The 22,638-nt window shown below is 67.4% G+C and carries 20 protein-coding genes and 2 pseudogenes; 6 read left to right on the top strand and 16 right to left on the bottom strand.

The features are described from left to right. The first annotated feature begins 27 nt into the window (after positions 1-27). The 3 genes from ACFWMZ_RS08785 (at position 28) to ACFWMZ_RS08775 (ending at position 1,306) form a co-directional block, all read left to right on the top strand. Complete coding sequence (locus tag ACFWMZ_RS08785; protein ID WP_383200378.1) at positions 28-438, top strand: DUF6924 domain-containing protein; 411 nt, start codon at positions 28-30, stop codon at positions 436-438. 232 nt (positions 439-670) lie between these two features. Then, positions 671-973 carry a transposase family protein gene (locus ACFWMZ_RS08780; RefSeq protein ID WP_383200375.1) on the top strand — a complete coding sequence of 101 codons (303 nt, stop codon included), beginning with the start codon at positions 671-673 and terminating at the stop codon, positions 971-973. A gap of 12 nt (positions 974-985) precedes the next feature. After that, positions 986-1,306 (top strand): hypothetical protein, encoded by a 321-nt coding sequence (locus ACFWMZ_RS08775; RefSeq protein WP_383200372.1) that lies wholly within the window; start codon positions 986-988, stop codon positions 1,304-1,306. 205 nt (positions 1,307-1,511) lie between these two features. Here the strand turns inward: ACFWMZ_RS08775 and ACFWMZ_RS08770 are convergent, their stop codons facing one another. Both ACFWMZ_RS08770 and ACFWMZ_RS08765 read right to left on the bottom strand, forming a co-directional pair. Continuing rightward, on the bottom strand, positions 1,512-2,723 hold the full coding sequence (locus tag ACFWMZ_RS08770; protein WP_383200369.1) for an IS110 family transposase: 1,212 nt from the start codon (positions 2,721-2,723) through the stop codon (positions 1,512-1,514). 236 nt (positions 2,724-2,959) lie between these two features. After that, complete coding sequence (locus tag ACFWMZ_RS08765) at positions 2,960-3,154, bottom strand: hypothetical protein (protein ID WP_125537055.1); 195 nt, start codon at positions 3,152-3,154, stop codon at positions 2,960-2,962. 298 nt (positions 3,155-3,452) lie between these two features. Here ACFWMZ_RS08765 and ACFWMZ_RS08760 point away from each other — a divergent pair, with 298 nt between their 5' ends. Next, positions 3,453-4,262, top strand: coding sequence for a hypothetical protein (locus ACFWMZ_RS08760; protein WP_383200366.1), 810 nt, complete (start codon positions 3,453-3,455; stop codon positions 4,260-4,262). 100 nt (positions 4,263-4,362) lie between these two features. Here ACFWMZ_RS08760 and ACFWMZ_RS08755 read toward each other — a convergent pair. From ACFWMZ_RS08755 to ACFWMZ_RS08720, 8 genes and pseudogenes are all read right to left on the bottom strand, one after another. Beyond that, positions 4,363-5,484, bottom strand: a pseudogene (locus ACFWMZ_RS08755) (IS630 family transposase). A gap of 256 nt (positions 5,485-5,740) precedes the next feature. After that, entirely contained in the window at positions 5,741-6,088 is a 348-nt protein-coding gene (locus ACFWMZ_RS08750; RefSeq protein ID WP_383200441.1) for a DUF6527 family protein, read from the bottom strand. Positions 6,089-6,138: 50 nt separating this feature from the next. Continuing rightward, positions 6,139-7,308: a ThiF family adenylyltransferase gene (locus ACFWMZ_RS08745; RefSeq protein WP_383200363.1), complete on the bottom strand. Its 1,170-nt coding sequence runs from the start codon at positions 7,306-7,308 to the stop codon at positions 6,139-6,141. Beyond that, a complete protein-coding gene (locus tag ACFWMZ_RS08740) occupies positions 7,283-7,543 on the bottom strand; it encodes a multiubiquitin domain-containing protein (RefSeq protein WP_383200360.1) in 261 nt (86 codons plus the stop codon). Before ACFWMZ_RS08740 ends, ACFWMZ_RS08745 begins: the two co-directional genes overlap by 26 nt. Positions 7,544-7,657: 114 nt before the next feature. Further along, the gene (locus ACFWMZ_RS08735; protein ID WP_383200357.1) at positions 7,658-7,942 is read right to left on the bottom strand and encodes a DUF3892 domain-containing protein; all 285 of its coding nucleotides are present in this window, start codon (positions 7,940-7,942) and stop codon (positions 7,658-7,660) included. Between the two features lie 148 nt (positions 7,943-8,090). After that, on the bottom strand, positions 8,091-9,116 hold the full coding sequence (locus tag ACFWMZ_RS08730; RefSeq protein WP_383200355.1) for an ImmA/IrrE family metallo-endopeptidase: 1,026 nt from the start codon (positions 9,114-9,116) through the stop codon (positions 8,091-8,093). A 12-nt stretch (positions 9,117-9,128) separates the two neighbouring features. Beyond that, positions 9,129-10,037: a hypothetical protein gene (locus ACFWMZ_RS08725; protein ID WP_383200352.1), complete on the bottom strand. Its 909-nt coding sequence runs from the start codon at positions 10,035-10,037 to the stop codon at positions 9,129-9,131. 80 nt (positions 10,038-10,117) lie between these two features. Continuing rightward, positions 10,118-11,068 carry a hypothetical protein gene (locus ACFWMZ_RS08720; RefSeq protein WP_383200349.1) on the bottom strand — a complete coding sequence of 317 codons (951 nt, stop codon included), beginning with the start codon at positions 11,066-11,068 and terminating at the stop codon, positions 10,118-10,120. A 347-nt stretch (positions 11,069-11,415) separates the two neighbouring features. Between ACFWMZ_RS08720 and ACFWMZ_RS08715 the strand changes: the two genes are divergently transcribed. Next, the gene (locus ACFWMZ_RS08715) at positions 11,416-12,579 is read left to right on the top strand and encodes a three-Cys-motif partner protein TcmP (RefSeq protein WP_383200346.1); all 1,164 of its coding nucleotides are present in this window, start codon (positions 11,416-11,418) and stop codon (positions 12,577-12,579) included. An 11-nt stretch (positions 12,580-12,590) separates the two neighbouring features. Here ACFWMZ_RS08715 and ACFWMZ_RS08710 read toward each other — a convergent pair whose 3' ends face one another. Next, the gene (locus tag ACFWMZ_RS08710) at positions 12,591-13,358 is read right to left on the bottom strand and encodes a DUF5131 family protein (RefSeq protein WP_383200343.1); all 768 of its coding nucleotides are present in this window, start codon (positions 13,356-13,358) and stop codon (positions 12,591-12,593) included. A 294-nt stretch (positions 13,359-13,652) separates the two neighbouring features. Here ACFWMZ_RS08710 and ACFWMZ_RS08705 point away from each other — a divergent pair. Next, a pseudogene (locus tag ACFWMZ_RS08705) lies at positions 13,653-13,846 on the top strand (IS5/IS1182 family transposase); the annotation flags it as partial. Positions 13,847-13,869: 23 nt separating this feature from the next. Here ACFWMZ_RS08705 and ACFWMZ_RS08700 read toward each other — a convergent pair. The 5 genes from ACFWMZ_RS08700 to ACFWMZ_RS08680 form a co-directional block, all read right to left on the bottom strand. Then, complete coding sequence (locus tag ACFWMZ_RS08700; protein ID WP_383200340.1) at positions 13,870-17,388, bottom strand: DEAD/DEAH box helicase; 3,519 nt, start codon at positions 17,386-17,388, stop codon at positions 13,870-13,872. Continuing rightward, entirely contained in the window at positions 17,373-18,263 is an 891-nt protein-coding gene (locus ACFWMZ_RS08695; RefSeq protein ID WP_383200337.1) for a hypothetical protein, read from the bottom strand. Before ACFWMZ_RS08695 ends, ACFWMZ_RS08700 begins: the two co-directional genes overlap by 16 nt. A gap of 277 nt (positions 18,264-18,540) precedes the next feature. Beyond that, positions 18,541-18,858, bottom strand: coding sequence for a hypothetical protein (locus ACFWMZ_RS08690; RefSeq protein ID WP_383200334.1), 318 nt, complete (start codon positions 18,856-18,858; stop codon positions 18,541-18,543). Positions 18,859-19,286: 428 nt separating this feature from the next. Beyond that, positions 19,287-20,057 (bottom strand): transposase, encoded by a 771-nt coding sequence (locus ACFWMZ_RS08685; protein WP_383200331.1) that lies wholly within the window; start codon positions 20,055-20,057, stop codon positions 19,287-19,289. Between the two features lie 40 nt (positions 20,058-20,097). Then, positions 20,098-22,521, bottom strand: coding sequence for a UvrD-helicase domain-containing protein (locus ACFWMZ_RS08680; protein ID WP_383200328.1), 2,424 nt, complete (start codon positions 22,519-22,521; stop codon positions 20,098-20,100). Between the last annotated feature and the right edge of the window lie 117 nt (positions 22,522-22,638).

The following is a 22,638-nucleotide window of genomic DNA, read 5'->3' as shown; positions in this document are numbered from 1 at the left end:
TCACCGGGTTGGAGGTACTGTCCGCGCATGCGCCAGTTCCCCTGCACCCTGGAAGCCCTCGTCGTGCGCACCGACTTCTCGGCAGATGGCGCTTGGGACGCTCTGCGGGCGGCGCTGTTCTCGCCCGGAAAGGACGGCCTCCTGGCCAACGTCGCCCTTGTCGACGACCGGCAGTACGAAGACCTGACGCCCGACCAGGCCCTCGACCTGATCCCCGCGGAGTACCAGCATCCACTTCTTGTCCTGGCGGACTCCAAAGCTGTCGCCTCGGCTGGATTGCCGCTCCTCGTGGTGGACAGGCGCGGTGAACGTGGACGTTGCGTCCGCGTTGTGACAGCCGAGTTGTGGAGCATTGAGAACAATCTCTCGGGCGCGAACATGGACTTCGAGGAGTTCGTTGGCGCCGTCGATGACGACGGCGTGTTCCGAGGGGTTTGAATCACTGAGCTTCTTCGAGTTGGCCACCGATCAGGTGATGGTCCGTGGCGCGCAACGAGCGAGGTCCCCGGGCTGTTGATCGAGATATCTGACGTCTCAATCACGCTGCTCGGGGGCCTCGTTGGTCACTATCCCGCCGCACTCGACCTGCCGCATGCACTCGTGGAGTGGGTGACCATGCTGGTCGTCACCCGTGAGGGCGACCGGCGCTGCAAGCTCCGCCCGTCTTAACGTGCGCTGGTGGCACTGGTGTACCTGCACGAACACTCCACGCTGGGCGAAGATCGCTGCCGGGTTCGGGGTTAGCGAGTCCGCCGCCCATGCCTACACCAGCCGGGTCATCGACCTTCTCGCCGACCGCGCGCCGGGTCTGCTCAAGGTCCTGCGCAAGACCAACCCCGACTTCGTCCTCCTGGACGGCACGCTCGCTGAGTGCGACCGGGTCGGCGACGGACGCGCCGACTACTCCCACAACGACCGCCGGCACGGTGTGAACGTGCAGCTGGTCACCGATCCGCACGGACGGCTGCTGTAGCTCTCACCCGCGTTGCCCGGCCGAGCCCACGACCTGACCGCGGCCCGCACCCACTGGATCATCCGCATCTGCGAGCGCCAGGGCGTCCCCATCCTGGCCGACCTCGCCTACCAGGGCGCTGACCCCTGGGTAACCACGGGCATCAAACGCAGACCCCTGCAGGAACCACCCTCACCGAGAAGACCCGCAACCGAGCCCTGGCCGCGGCACGGGCACCGGTCGAACGCGGTCGCTCGCCTGAAGTTCTGGCGGATCTTCCACAGATCCCGGTGCAGTCCCAACCGCATGACGTCAATCGCCAAGGCCATCGTCACCCTGGAGCGGCAACGCTGAAGAAGTTCAGTGAACTCGACCGCCGCAAGATCGCCCACGGCAATGCTCGTGCCTTGTCCAACCTGGGCTGAGGGGGGGAGCCTGCTGGTCAACGCCGCTCTGGTCATGCTCCGCGTGGCGGTGCATCCGTCCAACGAATTGGCGCAGGGCGCGTTCTGCCGGGGGGGGGTGCTTCTATCTGTTCGGTCAAGGTCTGTGGGCTTGGTCAGGCTGCGTGTTCGTGCTCGGCTTGGTAGAGGGTGCGGTGCTTGAGCATGGCGTGCAGGACGTCGACACGGCGGCGGGTGAGGCAGATGAGGGCGGCATTGTGGCGCTTGTTCTCCGCCCGTTTCCTGTCGTAGTAGGCGCGCGATTCGGGGCTGCTCAGCGCCGCGAACGAGGCCAGGAACAGGGCCCGTTTGAGTATCTTGTTGCCGCCATGGGGTGGCCCCTCGCCCCGGATGGAGGTTCCCGAGCGACGGGTGGTGGGGGTCAGTCCCGCGTAGGAGGCCAGGTGGGCGGCGGTGGGGAACGCGCTGGCGTCGCCGACCTCGGCCAGGATGCGGGCTCCGGTCCTGACTGCGACCCCGGGCATGGAGGTCAGGACCTTCGCGAGAGGGTGGGTCTCCAGCAGTGCGGCGATCCTGGTCTCCAGGACCTCGCGGCGCTTGAGGAGCACGGCGACAGACTCGGCCAGACCGGAGATGATCTCTCCTGCCGAGGCTGTGCCGGGGACCTGGACGGTCTGCTCGGCCAGGGCGCCATGGATCTGTCCCGCCAGCTCGCGCGGGGTGCGCATGCGTGGGGCAGCGTCGGTCATGACCTGGATGAGCTCCTCGGTGGCGGCCTGAGTCAGGGTGGCCGGGGAGCCGAAGGTCTGCAGCAGGGCCAGGACGGCCGGGTGGCGCAGCCGTGGTCCCAGGACGCGTTCCAGGGCGGGATGGATCGAGGTGAGCAGTCCGCGCAGCCGGTTGGAGGTGCGGGTGGCGTCCTGGGCGAGGTCGTCGTCGTAGCCCAGGACCATGGTCAGTTCGGCCCGCACGCTTTCGTCGGGGTCGATGGAGTGCAGCAGGTGGGGCATGGTGCGGGCGGCATCGGCGATGACGTAGGCATCACGGGCGTCGGTCTTGCCGGTGCCGGGGTGCACGTCGGCGAGCCGGCGCATCGACAGGCCCGGCAGGTAGGCGACGTCGCATCCACAGGTGCGGGCGACGGTCACGGCCAGGGTGCCGATGGAGGCCGGCTGGTCGACCACGACCAGGACCTTCCCCTTGCGTTGGAGGCGGGCGAACAGCTCCCGCAGTTGAGGCTCGCCGTTGGGCAGCGGCTTGTCGAACGTCGTGCGTCCATCACGCAGCAGGGCCGTGCCGTGGTGGCTGGACTTGCCCACGTCCAGGGCACAGAACACATCGATCGAGGCGAAAGTGTTGCTGGTCACCGGGCTTTCCCTCCCCGGAATCACCACCGGTGGCCCGCCCGGGCACCGGAGATCGGCAGCCACATTACGCAGCCCTGCCCGAAGGCGGACACGCTTCCATCAGCGATCAACCGGTGCCGTCAGGACCGGCGACAGCACCCCCCGGATCATCAAGGACAGGGGCAACGAGTCATACCGGCCCCGAAGGCCACGAACCCGAACCGGGCTCTACGAAGGAAGGTAATGGGCAAGACGACTCAGCCTTCCGGCGGGCGGTTCTGGTATCGCCATGTGCTGAACAGGCCCACCCCCGTACCGCCTACCGCGGAGAGGGCAGTGGGGCCGCCCATGGCGTACACGGCCAGAGACAGGCCGACCAGGGCGAACAGCGCGGCGAGTTCGAGCAGTCGACCTCGTGCATGGGCGGGCTCGTTGTTCTTGTTCTCATCCATGCCGGCAAGTGCAGCAGCTCGTCATGCGGATGCGCGAGGAACGCGAACATGCGCGTCAGGAGACGGAACACGGGCTGTACGCCGCAGAACAAGCTGGCTGTTCCGGCGAACATCGCGTTTGTACGGCGTTGTTCGCCGATGTTAGCCGCATCCCCACTGCTGTCGCCCTACCATGATTGCCACGCGTCGTCAGGGGAGGCATGTGATCACTCGGAGCAGCGGACCGGAGCAGTCGCCGGAGAACGAGTACCAGAGGGAACTTGCGGCCTTCGCAAGAGATCTGAAGGATCTCAAATTGGTGAACGGCATCGGCTACCGCGACTTCGAAAAGCTCTCAAAGAAGCACTCACTCTCCGTACCTCTGTCGGCTTCCGGGGTCAGCGAGGTGATGAGCGGGAAGCGCTGGCCAAGCAGAGACTTCCTGCTCGCCTTGGTTCGCGTCCTACTGATCCAGCAGGACGGGTGCCTGGTGGAGCTCGGTGACAGCCGCCTGCAGCAGTGGGGCCACCGCTGGAAACGCTTGGTGCAGCTGCGTGACCGGGCCAAACAATCCACGCCACTCGAGGTTCAGCACGGCAGTCCCCCTGACAAGCCCGCACCAGTACAAATCGACTTCGTGCCCCCGCCGGGTGACGCGACCCTCCAGGAGCTGGACTCCGCGAAATCGGATCTCCGGGAGATCCTCTCTAATCTCGAAGAGCATGCGACTCATGTGCGCAACGAATTTCGCCAAGTCCTTGGTGAACAGTCCAGGGTCGCGGCTGAGCTGAGTCGCCTTGCAGAACTACTCGAAAAGGAGCGAAATCACAACGAACAACTGGAGCGGCAGATCGAGGAACTCGAACAGCTGCGCGGCGAGCTGGGCCGACAATTGGAGGATTTGCGTGACCAACTCGCTGAAATTGATTCGGATAAGGCAGTCCTCTTCGAGGACGAAAGCGAACTCAATGACCGGCGGGCCATGGTGAACTTCGATTGGGCCCGCTACGAAGAAGACCGAAGGGCGCGCGCGGAAGCCGAAGCTGCTCGACTTCGAGGGGAACTCACGGATGTCAAGCACAAGTTGGAGGCAGCGGACCGGCTGATCCGCGATGGGCAGTCCCACTGAACTTCTAGATCAACAGCCCGGGGGCCTCGCTCGTTGCGCTTTGAGGGCCGTCACCTGATCGGAGGCCAGCTCGAAGAAGCTCACTGGCCGCCGGGTGGTGTCAGGCTGCGCGTACTCGGAGGCGTCCGCCCCAGCGGATGCCCTTCTCGCTGCGGATGCGGGCGCGTTCCTTACGTTCGGCGGCCAGGACGTCGCGGTGTCGAGTGTTGGCGTTGCGCCACCGCAGGTAGGCATGCAACGCCCGGGTCTGCACGGTGTGGTTGGGGTAGTTCGAGTTGGCGATCGTGAATTGCCGCAACGGCCCGAAGTGGGCTTCGATGGGGTTGGCCCACGATGCGTAGGTCGGGGTGAAGCACAACTCGACCTTGTTCTTCTTCGCCCAATGGCGGAGGCCGGTGCCTTTGTGGGCGGACAGGTTGTCCAGGATGACGTAGATCGGTGCACCGTCCGGGCGATCGGCTCGGATCGACTTCAGAGCGGCCAGCGTGTTCGCGGATCCTTTTCTACGGTGGTTGACGCCCCACAGAGTGTCGTCGCCGATCGAGTAGCAGCCGTGGAAGTAGCGCACCCCGTGCGTGCGGTGGTAGGTGGCCGGCACCCGGTCGGGATGTTTGCGTTCGGCCCAGCCCGAGCCCGCGGTGGGCCGGATCCCGAGCGGTCCGAACTCGTCGAAGGCGAACACCCGGTCGGGGAAGCGGGCAAGGAGCTCCTCGATCCGGTCCAGCTTCGCCTCACGGTCCGGGTCGGGGGATTCCTTCCAGGTCTTGGTGCGCTGGAAGGTGACCCCGCGACGGGCGAGCAGGCCGCGTAACGTCTCGCGGCCGATGCGGATCACCCGGCCGTGGACTCTCCGCAGGTAGGCGACGAGTTTGCGCAGTGACCAGCAGGTGAAGGGCTGGCCGAGTTTGGTGGGGCGGGTGGTGGCCGCCTAGACGACGAAGTTCTCGTCGTCAGGACTGAGTCGGCGGGGACGGCCTCCCGCCCATCGAGGGTCCAGGCAGGCCAGGCCGATCTCGTTGAAGCGGTGGATCACATCTCGGACGGTGTCCTCGTCGGCCTGCACCAGCTGGGCAATCACTGGCACGCGGTTCCCACCGGCCGAGGCCAGCAGCATCATCGCCCGCCGGTAGCGCACCGAGTTGGCACTGCCCCGGCGCACGATCTGCTGCAACCTCTGCTCCTCCTGGTCGGTCAGTCTGCGCACACGGACAGGCTCGGCCACCGCGCCTCCAACGGTCGAAACGGACGGCGAACCTATGCGGTCAGAGCACTAGCCGCGTCGAGGCGGTCGGCGGTGCACGGCCCCGTTGAGGATGATGACGGTGCGTCGGACCATGCCGGATGGGCATCGGTCGCACACCGTCTTCATCCAGCCTCCTGCCCAGTCCCCGCACGTTCTGCGGTATCCGGGGCTCCACAGAGAAGTCCTATCGGTGCTCGACAGGGCGGTGTCCGCGCGTTGCGTGGCCCGCTCGGGCCTACCAACGCCACGACTGCAGGTGGAGACGCAGCCTGGCCAGCGCCCCTGGCCTGTGCTCTTCGGAATCTCGGGCGAGCAGGCGACGGTCACGATCCCTGTTCTGGGCGATTTCTGCCGCCGAGTAGCGCCGACTCCATCGGACACGGCCGTCATGGATCCAGTAGTGCGACCGGCAAGGGAGCGTCCAGTTGCCGATCGAGGGGGTGAGAGACACGTTCTCGCCATCGTAGGTGATGGACCATTGGGCTGGGGAAAGGGGTGTGACGACCTCGTGGCCGCAGCCGCAACAGCAGAGGTGACCGCAGGTGCGGTAGGGGATCGAGACGTAGAGAACCCCCGAGTCCATCGTTGGGGGAAAGGTCTCGGTGAAGACCGGGCGCAGGGTGTCTTGTGCGGTCACGGCAGGTCCTCGTTGGCGATCTCGTTAGTGATCAGTGAGTACGTGGTGTGGCTCTCGCCGGTGGCGTCGGCGTAGATGCCGATGGAGCGTTTCCAGCGGATGACGGCCAAGACGGCGTTGAGCGCGTTGAGATCCGCGGTCTGGATATTGCGTGCATAGGCGTCGCGTTCGGGCGCCAGCTGGGGAATGCGGCGGCGGGCTGCGTCTCGGCGGCCCGGGAGGCTGGTGGTGACGCGCAGGAGTCCGCTGAGGCGGCCGTCGATCTCTTCGATGCCCATGCCGACGTCGATGAACGGTACGTCGTGTGCTTCGAGCCAGTCGATGATCGCCGGCTTGCCGGCGGCGTCGTCGGACGCGAGGAACACGAACGTGGCCCCGGTGAGCAGGTCGAGGTTGTCCTCGTCGAGGTACTGCTCGCAGGCGGACACGCCGCGGTGCATGTTCGCGTAGACCGAGGCGAAGTAGGTGGCCTTGGGCGAGCGGGCGCGCAGGGTGTCGAGGGTGGGGGCGCCGGGGGCCCGGAAGGCGTTGTGGTTGTCGAAGGTGTCGCCGTCGATGAGGAGGATCGAGTCGACCTCGGTCTTGGCGACCTGGTCGAGAATGTAGCTTCCGCTGCCGCCGAGGCCAACGATCACGATGCGGTGACGTCGAAATCGGCGGTTGACGGTCGCGATACCGGCACGGGAGGTGGCGGTGTCCCGGTAGACGAAGGGGCTATCGTCCTCGATCTCCTGCCATGCCGCGCCGGGAGTCGCGGTGGCCGAGGAGTCGAGTGCCTGCGCCTGGTCGGCGATGATCCTCGCGTATGCGGTGATCTTCGAGTACTCGTCGGGGTAGCCGTCGGGGCTGGGTTTGCTGGAGAGCATGAAGTTCGCCTGCATGCCCTCGGCGATCACCCGGGGCTCGGGATTGGCGAGGGCCAGGGGGCGGCCGTGCTCGTCGCAGGGAGCAGAGCCGCTGAACCAGATGCGGTGGTCGGTTCCGGAGACCAACCGGTCCCCGCTGATGGTCACGGGGTAGGCGAGGAAGCCGTGTTCGACGGTGCGGTTCTCGGTGACGTACGGGATGTGGCGGACGATGATGTGGCCTGCGTGGACGACGACGTCGTAGCCGTCGTCGAGGAGGCGGGCCAGGTCCGGGTCACGAGCGAGAAGTGCGGTAGGCATCGAAGACCATCCCCTTCTTCACTCTGACGCTGTGGCCGGCGGTGAGGCTGCCCGTTCCGTGGCCGTCGTGGCCGCGGCTGTAGCGGACGGTGTAGGTGTCCTGGTCGTTCGGCGGCTGGCCGGGGTAGGCCAGGTCGACGACCTGCTCGAAGGTGATCTCCTTCGTCTCCCAGGTGTGCGGGCGGGCGTTGACGATGATCGTGACGGGCGCGGGCCCGTGGCTGTCCTGAGACATGGGTCCTCCTGGGTGAAGGGGTCGTGTGTGCGCCCGGAGGTGCCCCGGGCGGGGCGGGCGTCCGGCGGGTCACCACAGGGGCGGCGCGCCGGACAGCCGTGTTGGTGTGGCGGGTCAGCGCCGGGGAAGGGCGAGGAGGTTGTTGGTCCACACGCCGTCGGCGTGAGTCCGCAGGTACTTCTCGCCGCGGGCGGGCGTCACCACGACGACTTCCGTGCGGTGTCCGGCTCGGTCGCTGGTGTAGGCCTTGCCGGCCTGGTTCTCGATCCAGTCGACGAGCTGCGCCCGCGTGTTGTCGCCGGTCTTGCCGGACGCCTGCTCGGTCCACCACAGGTGGGTGATGTGTTCGTGCGTGGTGCCGCCGGTCGACAGGCGCACCGCGGTGATCTGAATAGCCATCGTTTTGTTCCTGCCGGCGAGGTTCCGACGGCGCCCGCGGCCGGCGCCCGGGTTCCGTGATCACCCCTGGGTGGGGTGTTTCGCCTGGGACGGACGACGTAACTCGCGGGTAGGGGTGACTGTGGTGCAGATGGGAAGTGGCGAGGCGTCAGTCGCAGTCGAGACAGCGGTCGCTGCCGGCGGGGAACATCGCGGGCGGGTGCCGGATGAAGCATCCTGGGCAGAGGCGCTCAGTGCCCCGGGGCGGGCAGGCGCAGCGGCCGCAGTCGGGGCACGGGGGGATGCGGCAGCTTGGGCAGGCGGGGTCGAAGGAGCGGTACTCCTCGTCGCAGTTCGCGCAGATGTAGTCGCGTGACTGGGGGCCGGTGTCGGGGGTGGGCGGGGTGAAGGTGCGCCAGGGGGCGGAGTCGGTGACGAGGACGGCGACGAGGTAGCCGTTCATGGGCGCGGTGTCGGTGTGGAGTTGCCGTCCGAGGATGCCGTCGCGGTAGCGGACCTGGGCCAGCCCTCGTGCGTGACCGGAGCCGGTGAGCGCGCGGTCGATGACCGCTATGTCGCCTTGGAAGCTGCCGCGTCGCAGGGGCGGAAGGCCGTGGGATGCGGCGAAGGCGAGGTGACCTGTGGTGTCGAGGAGGAGGATGTGGCCAGGGGCGGGGAGATGCTGGACGGCTCGAACGCAGACCGCCATGCGGGAGGCGTTGCTCGCCTGCCACAGCTGGGTGACCGTCGACGCGGTGGGTCCCTTGATGTCCAGGTGCTGGTTGACCAGGGGCGCGGGGAGCAGGATCTCGGCTGCGAACGCGTCGCAGGCTGCATCCTCCAGGAGGAGGCCGCCGTCGGGTTCCCTGCCAAAGGGCTCCATGAGGGCGAAGCTGTTCTTCTGCAGGTGGTGGCCCAATTCGTGCAGGGCGGTGAAGTCCCGCCGTGCACGGCTGACGGACGTGGCGACGGACAGGTGGGGTGGCGGGCCGAAGTCGTAGGCTCCGGCAACGCTGCACCCTTGTTCCGTCAGATCCTCGTCGACCTCCAGGACGGTCAGCTCGGGCCAGGTTCTCAGCTCCGCGAGGGCGCCTTGTGCCAGGCGCTCGACCGCGCCGGGCCGGGCCACTTCGAGTTCCTGGATCATCGCAGCGGCCTGGGTGCGGGCGGCGCCGGCGAGCACGTAGTTGACCACGCGGTGTACCCCCTATTCGCCCAGACGCAGTTCGAAGTAGCGGTCCGTGCGTGCCGTCCAGTTCGGCTGCGTGCGGTCCTCGTCGCGTGCCGCGAGCGTGTAGATACCGTACGCGGCGCGCAGCCGGGCATCGCGTTCGGTCTCGTCGTGCTGAGCGGCGAGCGCCTTCACCTGCTTGCGGCGCAGGGGACGGTTCAGTTCGTGCACGACGGTGGACGGCAAGGCGGGGTTGGCCTCGAGCAACTGACTGGCCGGCTGCTCGAGGAGATCGGCAAGCGTGGCGGCCTGGTCAGCGGTCAGAGCCAGTTGCCCCCTCCAGACGGCGAGCGCCTGGGGCGGCGGCAGTTTCAGTTCGGCCCCGAGAAGCGGGGCAGTGATGCCGTGGTCACGAAACAGCTGGTTGAGGCCTCCCGACCCTTGGGGGGCCCACTGCGCCGAGGCAAGGAACGCGAGCTGGTCGGCCAGGACTGCGCGGTACTCGATGGTCGACGCGGACAAGGCTGTGCCGCTTCCCCACTGCGTGCCCTGCACGGCGGCGGCGAGCGTACGGGCGGTGAGGGCGGGAAGGCGGCTGGTCAGCTCGCTGACCTGCCGGTCCAGCACACACCACGGAAGGGTGGCTTCCAGGCCCCACCACAGTGCCAGTGACTGTTCCAGGGTGGTCGCGGGAACGGGCAGGAGCAGGGTGTCGGGGTCGGCGTACCGTTCGAAGGAGGCTGGCACGGCACGCAGGGTGTCATCGTCGCCGGCCGCTGTGATCAGCAGCAGCTGGATGGTGTCCTCCCATACTGCGCGCCAGATCTGGCCCGGCTGCGGGTCCTGGGGTGGTGCGGCGGCCACCTGGCGGACGGCGTCGGGCACCTTCAGTCCCGCTGCGGCAGCCACCAGCCGTTGGTAGGCAGTGGTGTGGACAGAGCTCATACCGTCTCCCCCGTCTCCTCGGCTGTGGTCCATCAGCGCATTCTCTTCTCACTGGATCCAGACGACGTAACTGGGGCTGTTCACGAAGGAGCCGCGCCGCAGCGTCGCAGCAGGGCGGCCATGACCGCCTGGGCGTCGCTGTCCGCAGACAGGCCGGTACGGAGCGCTGTCTTGAGGTTCGACAGGACGGCAGCGGCATGAGCTTGCCGGATCTCCAGCAGCTGCGCCGCGTGGTGGGCGTCCTTGTCGAGGTAGGGAAGCAACAGGCGTTCGTTGGGTGAAAGGCGCTGCCAGATGTCCTCGGCTACTCCGTCGACTCCCGTGGGGTCCGGTGCGGTGATGGCCGCATGCTGGTCGACGAGTTCGGCGACGGTCCCTTCATCGGCGTACAGCGCGGTGAAGCGGGCCGGTGCCAGGAGGTCGAACCGGGCCTCGAGGACCTTGGCGAGGTCTTCCTCCCGCACCGCTCCCCGGGCGTACTGGAGCACGCACAGGAGGATGGTCTTGAGGGCGTGGACCGTCTGCTTGGGTGTGGGGCCGGAATGGTTCCAGCGGGTGATGCCGACACTCCTCACCTGTGCCGCCTGTGCGATGAGATCGTCGAGATCTCCCTGCCACACAGCTCCTTCGGCATGCTCGGCCAGCGCCCAGCGCGGTGGTGAACCGCTGCTCTTCCGGTAGGCCGTGTCCTCGTTCATCAAGCGGGCGATGCGGCGGCGGAGCTTGCCCCGCGGCGTCTTCTTCGCCTCGTCGATAAGGAAGTTCTTGATCGACGTGAGGAACAGTCGCTCCAGGGAGGCCTCGTCGGCGGCCTGGGCGAAGCAGACGGTCACGAACCGTTGTCCCGCTCCTTCCTGGGACAACATCGCACTGATCACGTCGTAGGCCGCGTCATCGCTCCAGACGGTGTGTCCTTCCGGGGGCGGAAAGCCGGAAGCCCGGCGCACCTGGTGGACCAGCCGCCGCAGCAGATCAAACGTGGCCGGCCCGAACTCGCCGGTCTGCAGTTCCTCGAAAGCCCCGCTGGCCACGAGCCACCCCCGATCCCATGCTTCCCGCTCGGCGCCTGCAGCGGCCGACCTTCAGGTCTGCATACACCAACGTGCAAACCCCAGGCGCGCGACGCGCCCAAGAGCCTTGCTTCACGGAACAGCGCAACCAACTGGGCGTCTCTGGCCAATCGGCCGCGGGCACTGTGCAATGCCACGTCTGCCTGGAGCGGTTCGACTCGGCCGACCGGTGCCTCGAGGCGACAGGTCGCCGAAAACGAGGCGAGGGCTGCGGCGTACGCCTCGGCCGCACCGGAAACGTGCGAACCCTCACTCACGGCCCGTCATGGGTCTCGGATCGGACGGAAAGGCACTCTGGTGCCTGACGGATGCTCAGCGGACAATCGGTGCACATTCTGTTGACCGAGGGGGCCGGCATGGGTGTTCTGTGGCCGCTGGAGCCTGCTACGGCAGCCAAGCATCGCCTCTACCAGCGGTATCTCGATGCGTGGTGGCCGATCCTGCTGCAGACGTCGCAGCGCACCGGATACAGCCGGCCCCGGGTGACACTGCTGGACGCGTTCGCCGGACCGGGCCGATACGAGGGCGGAGAGCCCGGTTCCCCGGTGTTCATCCTGGACCGGCTGCTGAACCACACCGCGGTTGACCGGATGAACCTCACTCCCCAGCGGGTGCACCTGGTCTTCATCGAGAAGGACCGGGCCCGCCACGAACACCTTGTGTCCGAACTGACCGGCCGGTTCGGCAACCTGTCACAGCTTCCTGTGCGGGTGGAGGTCCGGCGTGGGGAGGCGGGACGGGACAGCATTGCGGTGCTGACCGAGCTGCATGCGTGGGGCCATCCCATTCTCGGGATCTTCGACAGCTGGGGCAGCGTGAACGTGCCGCTGGAGGTGACGCGCAGGATCGCCCGTAACCGCTCCAGCGAGGTCATCACCACCTTCGGGCCCAACTGGTTCAGCCGCAGGGAAGAGCTGAACGCCGACGTCCTCGACACGGTTTTCGGCGGCCGTCAGCACTGGGCGCCGGCCGCGGACGAGGCCCGGCCCGATGAACGATGGCGGGCCTGGCTGGGCACCTACCGCAGCGCGCTGCGGCGAGCGGGTTTCGCCTACCAGCTGCAGTTCCGGCTGGTGCCGCGCACCGGGCAGCCCCTGTATCTGGTGTTCGGCACCGGCAGCGACGCAGGTTTGAAGGCGATGAAGGAAGCGATGTGGAAGGTCGACGACCGCGACGGCGAAAGCTTCCAGGATCCCCGTACCCGCGGCGCCCAGCCTGTCGGGCAGCTCGATCTCTTCCAGGCGTTCGAGGCGTGCGACCCGGAGCTGCTGGAGCTGGTGGCTCAACGGCTTGCGTCCGGTCCCGCCACGGTGGAGGCGGTCGGGCAGTGGCTGCTGACCGAGACCTCCCGCTGGATGCCGACGCACGCGTTGAAGGCGGTGCGGCAGATGCGTCAGGACGGCTCCGTGGTGGTCCTGTCGTCGGGCAAGCTCACCAGCAAGAGCCAGGTGAGCCTCCCTGCTGCCGCCTGACGTCCCGCTGTTCAGGCCGGGGCACGGTCCCGAGCTTGCGGATACTCGCGCACCCGCAGGTCGGCGGGGAAGCGTGCGATGTCCTTGTGATGGGCCTTGTTCCAGCACGAGCCGAGCTGCTTGACGAACGGCGCCGTCCCGGACTGCCTGCACTGCTCGACGATGTCGCCGGCCCAGGCCAAGTCCATCGGCCGGGCTCCCGGGCCGGACTCACCGCCGACGATCGCCCAGTCGATGCCGTCCAGGTCCAAACCCGTGAGCGGGCCGAGCAGGGGCTCACACGACAGGAACCGCACCGACGCCGGCACCAGCCGTAGATCGTCCACGCGCGGCAGTTCCTTCGCGCTCTCCACCGACACGCCCATCCACAGATTCCCCGGCCACTGGAGCCGGTCCGCCACCTGTCGTAGCCGCCGCGCCCGCTTGGTCAGGACCTGGTAGGTGTGCTGCGGCGTCGACGCCATCACCTCGAACACGCGCTGCACGTAGTCCAGGGGGACCCTGGCGTGGAAGAGATCGCTCATGGAGTTCACGAACACCGTGCGCGGCGTGCGCCAGCCCAGCGGCACCCGCAGCACCTGCGGATGCACGGTCAGCCCGAAACCCGGACCAGAGGTACGGGGATCCCCGTTGTTCTGATACTTTGCCGACCCCATCGCCTTCAGCCGCTTGGCGAGCGTGAGCGCGTAGCAGTTGTCGCATCCGGCCGACACCCGGTCGCAGCCCGTCGTCGGATTCCAGGTCGCCTCGGTCCACTCGATAGAACTGCGGTCACTCACCGGTCCCCCTCCACTCTCACGTCCAAGCCGCCTCGACGCCTGCCGTCCGTCACGTTGCGCTGCCTAACGATGCCGTCTCAACCGCAGTAGCGGGATGCGTACACGGGTATGCGACCGCTTCTGATACCTTTCCGAACCCCTACCAATCGAACCTCTGTTTGAAATGGATGTCGAGGCAGTTCCACGACTGAGTTATCCGGTCCGTCCACAGCACGGACGAAGCAGTCTCACCGTCAACCCGACCCCATACAGCCCCGACGCCTACGACCATGTGGCACGAGGCGGGACCGGGACCGCGTCTGGGCCCGGCTCCACAGCGTGGTCCTAGACCGAGCTCAGTGCCCGTGGCGAGCTGAACTGGTCGCGGTGCGCGATCGACTCCGCCAGTATGCGGGCAGCAATGGGGGCCGCTGACCGAACCGAATCCGACTGACCGTGGCAAGGCCGGGTCGAAGATCCACCTGCTGACTGACTGCAGCCGGGTACCGCCGCGCGGGTGCCGGACGGACGACTACCTGGCGGTGCGCGTGGTATGAAGGCGCCCTCTTCTAAGGACGTGCTGCAGTTCCAGGCCGCTGTCGAGGGCAGCGAGGACATCGAGGTGGTGGTCCGCAGGGACGGTGGCGATGCGCCGGCCGTCGCGAATGGCTTCGATGGTGGGGGTTGCGCTGCCGGGATAGGTGAGGGAGATGGGGCCATCTGCCGGCTGGGCGGCGTCGATGCGGGTCAGCGGTGTGGAGACGGTTCTGCCGGAGAGCAGGTCGCCGAGGAGACTGGTCGGGGTGCGGACGTAGTCGAGGAGTTCGTCGATCTCGTACGGGGTGGCTTTCAGGCGCGTCTGCCACATGTCGATGTGTCCGGCGGTGAGCCACTGTCGCAGGCCTGTTGTGCGCACGCCCTCGTCCTGGGCGAGACGTCCTGCGAGGTGTGCCAGGCGTCGGGAGGTGATCCCGGAGGTCAGCAAGGCGAGCGCCTGTGGGGTGTCGACTCCATGGCGCACGTACCAGGCCGTCTGGCTTGCCAGGCGCACCGGGTGCGCGGCGATGTGCAGGCTGTCGTTGGTGAGATTGATCAGCGCGCCGAGTGTCCAGGACAGGGCGTGCTCGAGGCATCTGCTGACGTTGCGGACGGACTGTTCGAGGGCCCATTCGGGTGGGACGTCGGGCACCCAGGCGCCCGCGAGTTGGGGAATGGTGGCGCCGGCAATCCAGTTGCGCACTGCCTCGGTGAGGGAGACGGCCAGGACGTCGCCCTTGATCTCCTTGTCGGTGAACAGCCAGGTGCCGGTGACTTCTGGCAGCTGGAGCAGTTCCTCAAACACGTCATACTCAGCGAGGAAGTCGAGGGTCGCGCCCAGCGGCCACTCATGGGTCAAGCCTGCGAGGACGGACCCGTCGGGGTGTTGGCCGGTGGAGGGCGCAGTGGTGCGCTCGGTGAAGGCGTGGGCGAGTCTGCGGGCAAGGCGGTCGATCGTACGGGCCGTCCCCAGGCTGGTGCCGGCGGTGGACCAGCGGCGGGCGGCGTCGAGGTCGGTGCGCGTGTAGGTGTCGACGATGTGCTCGGCGAAGGCCAGCCAGCGGGCGGCGGGTGTCGGGTTCTGGGCAGGTTCCATGGCCAGAAGGCGGTGTACGGCATCCAGCGGATCGCCGGTGAGGGCGGGGGATTGGCTGTGTGTGACCAGGGCCAGCCAGACGAAGGAGGCGAAGTCGGCAGTTGTGGTGCTGGCCAGCTCGAAGAGGGCATCTGCTTGGTCCCTGAGCTGCTGCTCGGCATGGGCGAGCTCGGTGAGCGCCTCGTCGGTGAGCAGGGCGGAGGTGACGGTCAGTTGGCTCTCGTCCGGAGTGAGGTTGTTGAAGTCGTCGGCTGCGGGAGGGTAGGGGCGGGTGAGCAGGATCCACCCTTCGCTTTCCCTGCCGGCTCGTCCCGCCCGGCCGACGGCGTTGAGGAGTTCGGCGGGCAGCAGGCGCCGTTGGTCGGTGTAGGAGAGGTGGTCGCTGCCCACCTTGCTGTGGACGATGACCGTGCGTACGGGAAGGTTGACTCCGTCGGTGAGGGTGCTGGTGCTGGCGATGGCGAGGAGCTGGTCGGCTCGCAGAGCGTCCTCCACAGCTCGTAGGACGTCTTCCGGGAGGTCGGCGTGGTGGTAGGCGACGCCTTTGCGTGTGCAGCGCACCAGGGGGTGCTCCGCGCCCAGCGTGTCGGCGAGGAAGGCGGTGAGCGCGGTGGCTTGGGGGCGTTGGGGTAGGTGCTCGGCGATGGCCAGTGCGGTGTTGCGGGCTTCTTTCTTGGTTCCCACGACCATGAGGACGCTGCCCGCCTGGGTGAGGGCGGCAGCGCCGGCGGCGAACACCTTGTAGTCCGCGACGCCTGACAGTCTGGTGCGGGCGTTCCAGCGGCCCGGGTGGGATGCGGCGTAGGAACGCTCACCGAGCTGCGGGGTCTGCAGCAGTGCCGTTTCGGATGCGGCAGTGGGGCGCAGGGCGAGGCGCATCGCGACGGGTACCGTCGCTTTCGTGGTGCTGGGCTTTTTGGGGCTGGGCCGGCGTGGGGTGCGCTGGGCCTGTTCTTTGAGCAGGTGGGGGTAGAGAAGTCCATGCATGCGTCGGGGGCCGCGCCAGGTGTCGGTGAAGGCGACCTCGTCTGGGGGCCGGGAGGGGTCGAGCCAGGAGGCGAGAGCACCCCGGTTTCCGATGGCTGCGGAGAGCAGGACGAGCCGGATGTCGTAGGTGCTGGCGCGCAGGAAGGCCAGGAGGCTTTCGAGGATGAAGCCTCGTCGGCCTTGGGCCAGGTGGTGTGCTTCGTCGATCACGATCAGGCCGATGTCGCCGAGGGCGAGTTCGGCATTGTTGCGGATCATGTGCATGAGCCGCTCAGGTGTCACGATGTCCACGTCGCCTACGAGGTCCTGGTGGACGGGAACGTCGGTGGGGAATTCGGGCTGCTCGGCTGCGAGTCTGCGGCCCAGCAGCCGCAGCCGTCCGCGTAGCGCCTGACGCATCTCGCGCCCCAGGCTCCGCATCGGAGAGACGTACAGGACCCGCCCAGGCCGCTGGGCGAGGTGGGAACAGATGACGAGCTGAGCCATGAGGGTTTTACCGGCGCTGGTGGGCACGCTGATGAGGCTGCGGGAGGTGGCCGGGTCGACCGGGTTGCCGTGCTCGAGTTTGAGGAGCTGGCGTTGTGGGGGCCACAGGGCGAGAACGGGCGGGTTGGACAGGGCAAAGGTGCGGGCGACTGCGGGCGGGGTGCCATCGGGTAGCAGTGTGTAGAGGCTGCTGTCGGCAAGTTCCCCACTGAGGTCGAGGAGATGGGCGGCCACCCACCGGGCCGGCATGTCGGTGCTGCCGGCTTGATGCTCGACAACCGAGACGAGGAGAGTGCGGGCTGTTTCGAAGTCCTCTGCTGTACCGAAGGCCAGGAACTGATGCAGGTGGTGAACGGCCTCGACAACAGCTGCGGCCGGGCCGTACATAGTGCCGGCCAGTGAGGTTGTTCCCAGCAGCTCCCGGAGCGCGGTCAGCTGCCCGCGCCATACGCGAAGCGCTGTGGACAGAGCAGGGCGGTCCATGCCGAGGAACGCGCAGCCTGCCTCGACGGCCAGCGTGTCGATGTGGGTGTACAGCTCTTCGCCGACGCGCACGAGGGCACTGATCTTGCGGTAGACCGCGGTGGCGTTGGGGTCCTGTTCGCAGCGCCGGTAGCCGGCTTGTGCGGCGAACGCGATCTGTAGTTGCTGGGTGGGGGTGTGCCGGTCGTCGGAGAGCGCGAGGTCGAAGACGTGGGCGCTGACTGCCAGTGCGTGGCGGATGCGTTGCGGGTCGTAGCCGGGCGCGTCGGGTGCGAGTGCGGCCAGGCCGTGCAGGAGCCAGGCGGTACTGAGTGCTTCGTCCGAGATGCTGTAGTCGGAGCGGAAGGCTGCGATCTCCAGTTCGGTGATGATGTCCAGGAGCCGCTCAGGGGTGGGCAGGACGTTCCCGCGAGGGTTGCCGAGCGCTGCTGCCAGGATGTGCGGGTCTAGAGTGCGCTCCATACGAACTTCCTCACTTGCCGGGCGAATCCTTCGAGATTGTCGACGGCTATGACCAGGCCTTGGAGAGCGCCGTCATGGGTGTGGGTGGTGAAGTGGGTGTGGGACAGGTGGAATGCCTTTTGGGGTGTCGCCGAGGTGTTCAGGGCCACGCTCACCCCGCCGCTGCCGGTGGGTTGCGCGTCGACCCACTGTTGCACCACGCTGCTGAGGAAGACGCGGGTGTCCGCAGCCAGTTGCCGGTCGGCCCAGGGCATCTGGCCCAGGTAGATGGAGCCCTTGGTGTTGAGCTGCTGCCACGCCCCGCGGATGGTGTTGGCGGGGTCATCGGCCTTGGCGCTGTACTTTTTCATCTCCCACAGGCGGAAGACGAAGCTCTGCCCAGTGCCGTCTACCCGGTGGACGATCATGCCGTCGCCGCCGCTGTCGCTTACGGTCGGGCCCGGGACGCTGAGGAATTCGACCGCGTGCCCGGGGCAGGGAGCCGTATCCCGGGTGATGAGATACCACAGCCACTCGCCGGTGTAGCCGGCCAGCCCATGATTGGCCTTCTTCTGTGCCCCGGCCGCGCCGAAGACCGGGTAAGCGAAAGAATGAACAGTGCTGTGCTCGCGCCCTTGCAGAGTGGTGTCATCGAGGGTGGCCTCCCGCCACAGTGCATAGGCGTCCTTGTTGATCCCTGTGCGGGACTTCATTATCTCGTCAGCGACGATCCAAGCGGCGGCGACCCTGTGCTGGGGCGAGGCGTTGAGGGAGACGACCAGGTCCCACGGGCAGGCCTGGCCGGCTCCCTGGTTCTCGCGACGCACCAGGTCGACCAGCCGCCCGCCCGCTGAACTCGCCGTCCGCAGGGCTTGCTCCGCAGCTGACAGCCCCATCAGCACCACCGTCCGTGTCGGCCGCCCGGAAGGGGACGTCTCTCGGGTTCCGCGCAGCGGTGGCCATCGATGTTCACTGCGTCACCGTACCCGTCGACTCTGCCTTGTTGTGCGCGCTCCGTCTCCCGCCACGGTTACTCCGAGTACGGTGCGAGTCGGGACACTCCAGCAACTACGAGTGCGTCGACCACCCGTTGCCAGTCGGCTGGCATGCCCGCGTCGGCCACAGTTTGGCGTAGTTCGATCAGCCATGACGTCAGTAGGTAAGTGCAGGTCGCTACTTGGCTGGGATTGGCGAGGACAAGGTTCGCCAATCCCAGGGAAGGCCGAGGTGTACCTGCTCCTCGGCCGGTAGGGGCTTGATGAAGCCGATGAGCTGATCGGCGCATGCTGCGTGGCCCTGAGCGAAGGGCAACCACTGGGCGACGGTGTCCTGCCAGGCCAGCGGATCCCACCCGACGATGGGCTCGCCCTGAACTTCGCGGTTGAGATAAGCCACTTCGGAGGCGGGGTTGGGCAGGAACGAAGCCAGGGCGGAGCGGTACTCGCTTCGCCCTGCGAAGGGCGTGTGCCCGGAGGCTTGCAGGGCGATCACGGTCGGCCACATCCGCTTCGCGGTGGCTGCTCTGTCCGCAGACTCCTCGGCAGCGGAGGACTGATCGCGGCGCGGGCACTGCTTGCGGTGGCAGGCACGGGCGAAGACGCACCCGTCTCCCAGCACATCGACGCCTATGCCGACGACGCGACGCTCCTCGGCAGCTTCCTGTGCGCGCTGATGCCGCCCCTAGGTCGTGTCCGCAAAGTCCCGCCTGCCCCGCGACGCCTGGCAGGCACTCTCGCCGCACCGGGCGAAGCCCCGAGTACATATCCAGTACGAGGGACTCCGCCCGGCGCGCCGAGAGCACGCACCAGACGCTGCAGGGCCCGCCCTCCGGGCGGACGACGGGACTTTGCGGACACGACCTAAAGGGTGTTGCAGAAGGTCTGTCTCGGCCAGGCTTGAGGGGTGCCTGACCTGGTGATTCAGCCTGTCATGGCGATGTTGTGCATGGTGGCGACGGCCTGGACGGCGTGGTGGAGGCCGTCGCCCCTCTGGCGGCAATCGCGGAGGATCTTCCAGTTCTTCATCCGGGCGAAGGTGTGCTCGACCCGGGCACGCACCCGCCGGTGCTCGGCGTTGTCCTCCTCCTGCCCGCGCAGGAGAGGGCGTCCGGCCCTTCTGCGGTGCGGGACGATCAGCCCGGTGCCCAGGTAGGCGCCGTCCGCGATCACCGTCGTCCCGGCCGCCGCGGCCGGCAGGTCCGACTCCCGCCAGACGTGGGCATCGGCCTTGTTGCCCGGCGCGGGACGGGCCGACGCGACCACAAGACAGGTGTCGGCATCGATGATGACCTGCACGTTCGCCGAGAACCGGTAGTTCCTCGACGAGGCCCCCACTTTCCGGTCACGGACAGGGATGAGGGTGCCGTCCACGATCCACAACCGGTCGGTGTCCGTCACCGGCCGCGGGGCCGGCTCCAGCGCCAGGAACGGACGCAGGCGCTGGATGACCCGACAGACCGTCGCTGAGGAGACGCCGAAAAGCGGGGCGAGCTGCCGCATCGTGAGGTTGGTGCGGTAGTACACCGCCACCAGCAGCACCCGGTCAGCCAGCGGCAGACACCACGGCCGGCCACCGCCCGGACCGTTGCCGCCCCGCTCCCGCACCACCTTCACCAGCTTCGCGAACCGCTCCATCCGCAAGCCCGTGAACGTCTCCACCCACACCGGCTCAGCCCGCAACACCCCACCCATACAGGGAAAATGCCCGAGACCAAGCCTTCTGCAACACCCTTTAGGACTTGGCCTGCTGCGCGGGGTGGCTGCCCCGCAGGTGTGCGCGTAGTGCCGTACGCAACTGCGGAAGCGGGATGCGGGCGCCAAGCGTCGTGAGGAAGTCCGGGACCGTCCAGCGGATCAGGGCGCCTTGGCGGGCGAGGTAGAAGCCGACTTCGCGGATGTCGTAGCGGTCGTCGTAGTCGAGGAGGAGGTAACCAGCGAGCTGCTGTACCTCTTCTCGTCCTACGCGGTGGGGGCGGGTGAGGGCTTTGCAGTCGATGAGGCACCCATTGGTGATGAAATCTGCGTCGGCCTTCACGTCAGCGCTTCCGGAGAAGATCGGCCCGCATACGCGCTGCTGGGCCGGCAGGCTCCGCAGGGGGGCGAAGGGCTCTTCTGCGAGCTTCATCTGCTCGTCGATGTCGTCGAGGACGTAGCTCGGCACGGCACTGGTCACGCCTGTGACGGTGGTGTGCTCGTCTACCTGGGCGAGGAGGTTGCGCTTGCGGGAGAAGGAGCCGTTTCGGTAGACGGCTTCGAAAAAGCCTGTGACAAAGCACAGCCTGGTCAATTCGTGGTCGTCGAGTTGGCGGGAAGGATCTGTCAGGTGCGCATGGAGACGGCCCAGAACGCTGGTTCCGATCATGTGGAGATTGGTGCGCACTGCGCGGGCAGGTGCTCCGTCGATGGGAAGGTCGCTGCCGATCAGTTCGACGCCGGCGATCGCGGCGGGCCCCGGGTCGGAGCCGAGGCTCAGGCGCAGCCGGTAGTCGATGGTGTGGCCGAGAGCGGCGTAGTCGGGGCGGCGTTCGTTCAGCGGCTGGATGGGGTGCGGTAGACCGCGGATGTGCTGGAGGTAGGAGGCGATGATGCGTTCGGGGTGGGGAAGGCGGCGGGCCAGGAACGTGGACATCGGGGAGCGTGGGTACTTCAGCTGTCCGGTAAGCGGAAGCCGGGCCAGTGCGATGCCTTCGGGGGTGGCGTCTGCGGTCGCGGCGGTGGCGTGGGTCTGGAGCCGTTTGATGCCAGTGATGTCGAGTTGGGTGCGGGCCCGGGTGACGGCTACGTAGATGAGTCGGGCGGCGGCTGGGTGCACGTTGCGAGGGGAGTCGTCCTCGGGCGGAGTGAAGCCTGCTCCGATCCGTACGCGGTTCCACTCCCGGCCCTTGGCCTTGTGCACCGTGGATACGACGACGCGTGCCTGTGCTTCGTGGCTCATGCGTTGGACTGTGCGGATGATCTGCTGGGGGCCGTAGGTGTCCACGAGTTCCACGATGGCTTTGAGGTCGGCGGCGGCGGAGTCCTGTTCGGCGTACTCCTGTACCTCGCCCCAGGAGGAGAAGAGCGCGAGGTCGTGGTGTGAAGTGCGGCGGCCGGCCTGCAGGTCGATCGCTGCCTTCGCGATGTTCAGCAGGGGTTTCCCTCCGCCGACCAGGGCGACGGGCACGCCTTGGTCCAGGAAGCGCAAAACCTCGGCGAGGGCGTCGGCGTTGCCTCGGCACAACACCGCGTCGGGGATCTCCACCTCGGTCAGTTCGGACGGTTCGGCGGCGTGGCCGGTGAGCTGCATCGTCGAGGTGGCCGCGCGGAGCCAGTGGTTGGCCACCTCCGCGATGGCCGGCCCGAACCGGAAGGACTGGGTGAGTTCCATCTGCATGCCAGGAAACCCGCTCATGATGTCCTTGGCGTGACGCCATTCGTAGATCTGCTGGGAGGGGTCGCCGACGCAGACGCGCTGGACGTCCTGTGCGAGGAAGATCTCTTCGAGGACCGGGTTCGTGTCCTGTGCCTCGTCCAGCAGGATGTAGTCGGCGCGCAGCCGGGGCCGGGTGAGCGCCCACATCTTGAGGTAGTGGTCGTGTTTGAACGGGAGTGTGCCGTTCTGTGAGCAGATGTTGTCCCATGCCCACCGGGCCTTGGGCAACAGGACTCGTGCAAGGTACTGCTGGCCGTGGTCGTCGAGGCCGTTGACGGTGCCCAGATGACGCGCTGCGACCTGTTCGTCGGTGGAGTAGCAGAAGTGCTTGACCATCTCCATCACCTGGTGAGCCAGCGTCGTCGCCTTGAGCCGGCGACCGCCGATGGCGAGGTCGCGATCGATGCCGAGGAGCTGCGCGGTGCGCCACAGGGGCATGTGCTGTGAGGCGTCCAAGCGGGCTTTGAAGCGGCTCCCGAGCGCGCGGTAGGCCAGCCCGTGGGAGGTGCTGCAGTGTACGTTGCCGCCGAAGCGGGCCTTGGCCTCCTGCGCGATGGGCCTGTTGAAGGCGATGTACATGCCGCGGCGGGGGGTTGCAGCGCCCATCATCACCAGCGTCGATGTCTTTCCCGTACCGGCGCCTGCCACCAAGGCAAGATCATGACCAGCAGCGAAGCTGTCCCGTGCTGCCGCCTGTTCCTCGGTCGCCTTCACTGCCACCCCGTCGTCCCTTTCCTCAGGCATGCTGTTCACTCCGTCTGCCAGACGGCCTCGGCCGGACTGGCTTTGGGCTGGTGAGCAGCATGGCAGGACGCACTGACACCTTGCCAAAGCACCGGGAACAGAGGTTTGGGGTTCCGA

Source organism: Streptomyces sp. NPDC058373 (assembly GCF_042723275.1).
Classification (GTDB): domain Bacteria; phylum Actinomycetota; class Actinomycetes; order Streptomycetales; family Streptomycetaceae; genus Streptomyces.
The sequence above is the reverse complement of the archived record's forward strand: the minus strand, read 5'-3'. Positions and strand labels throughout refer to the sequence as shown.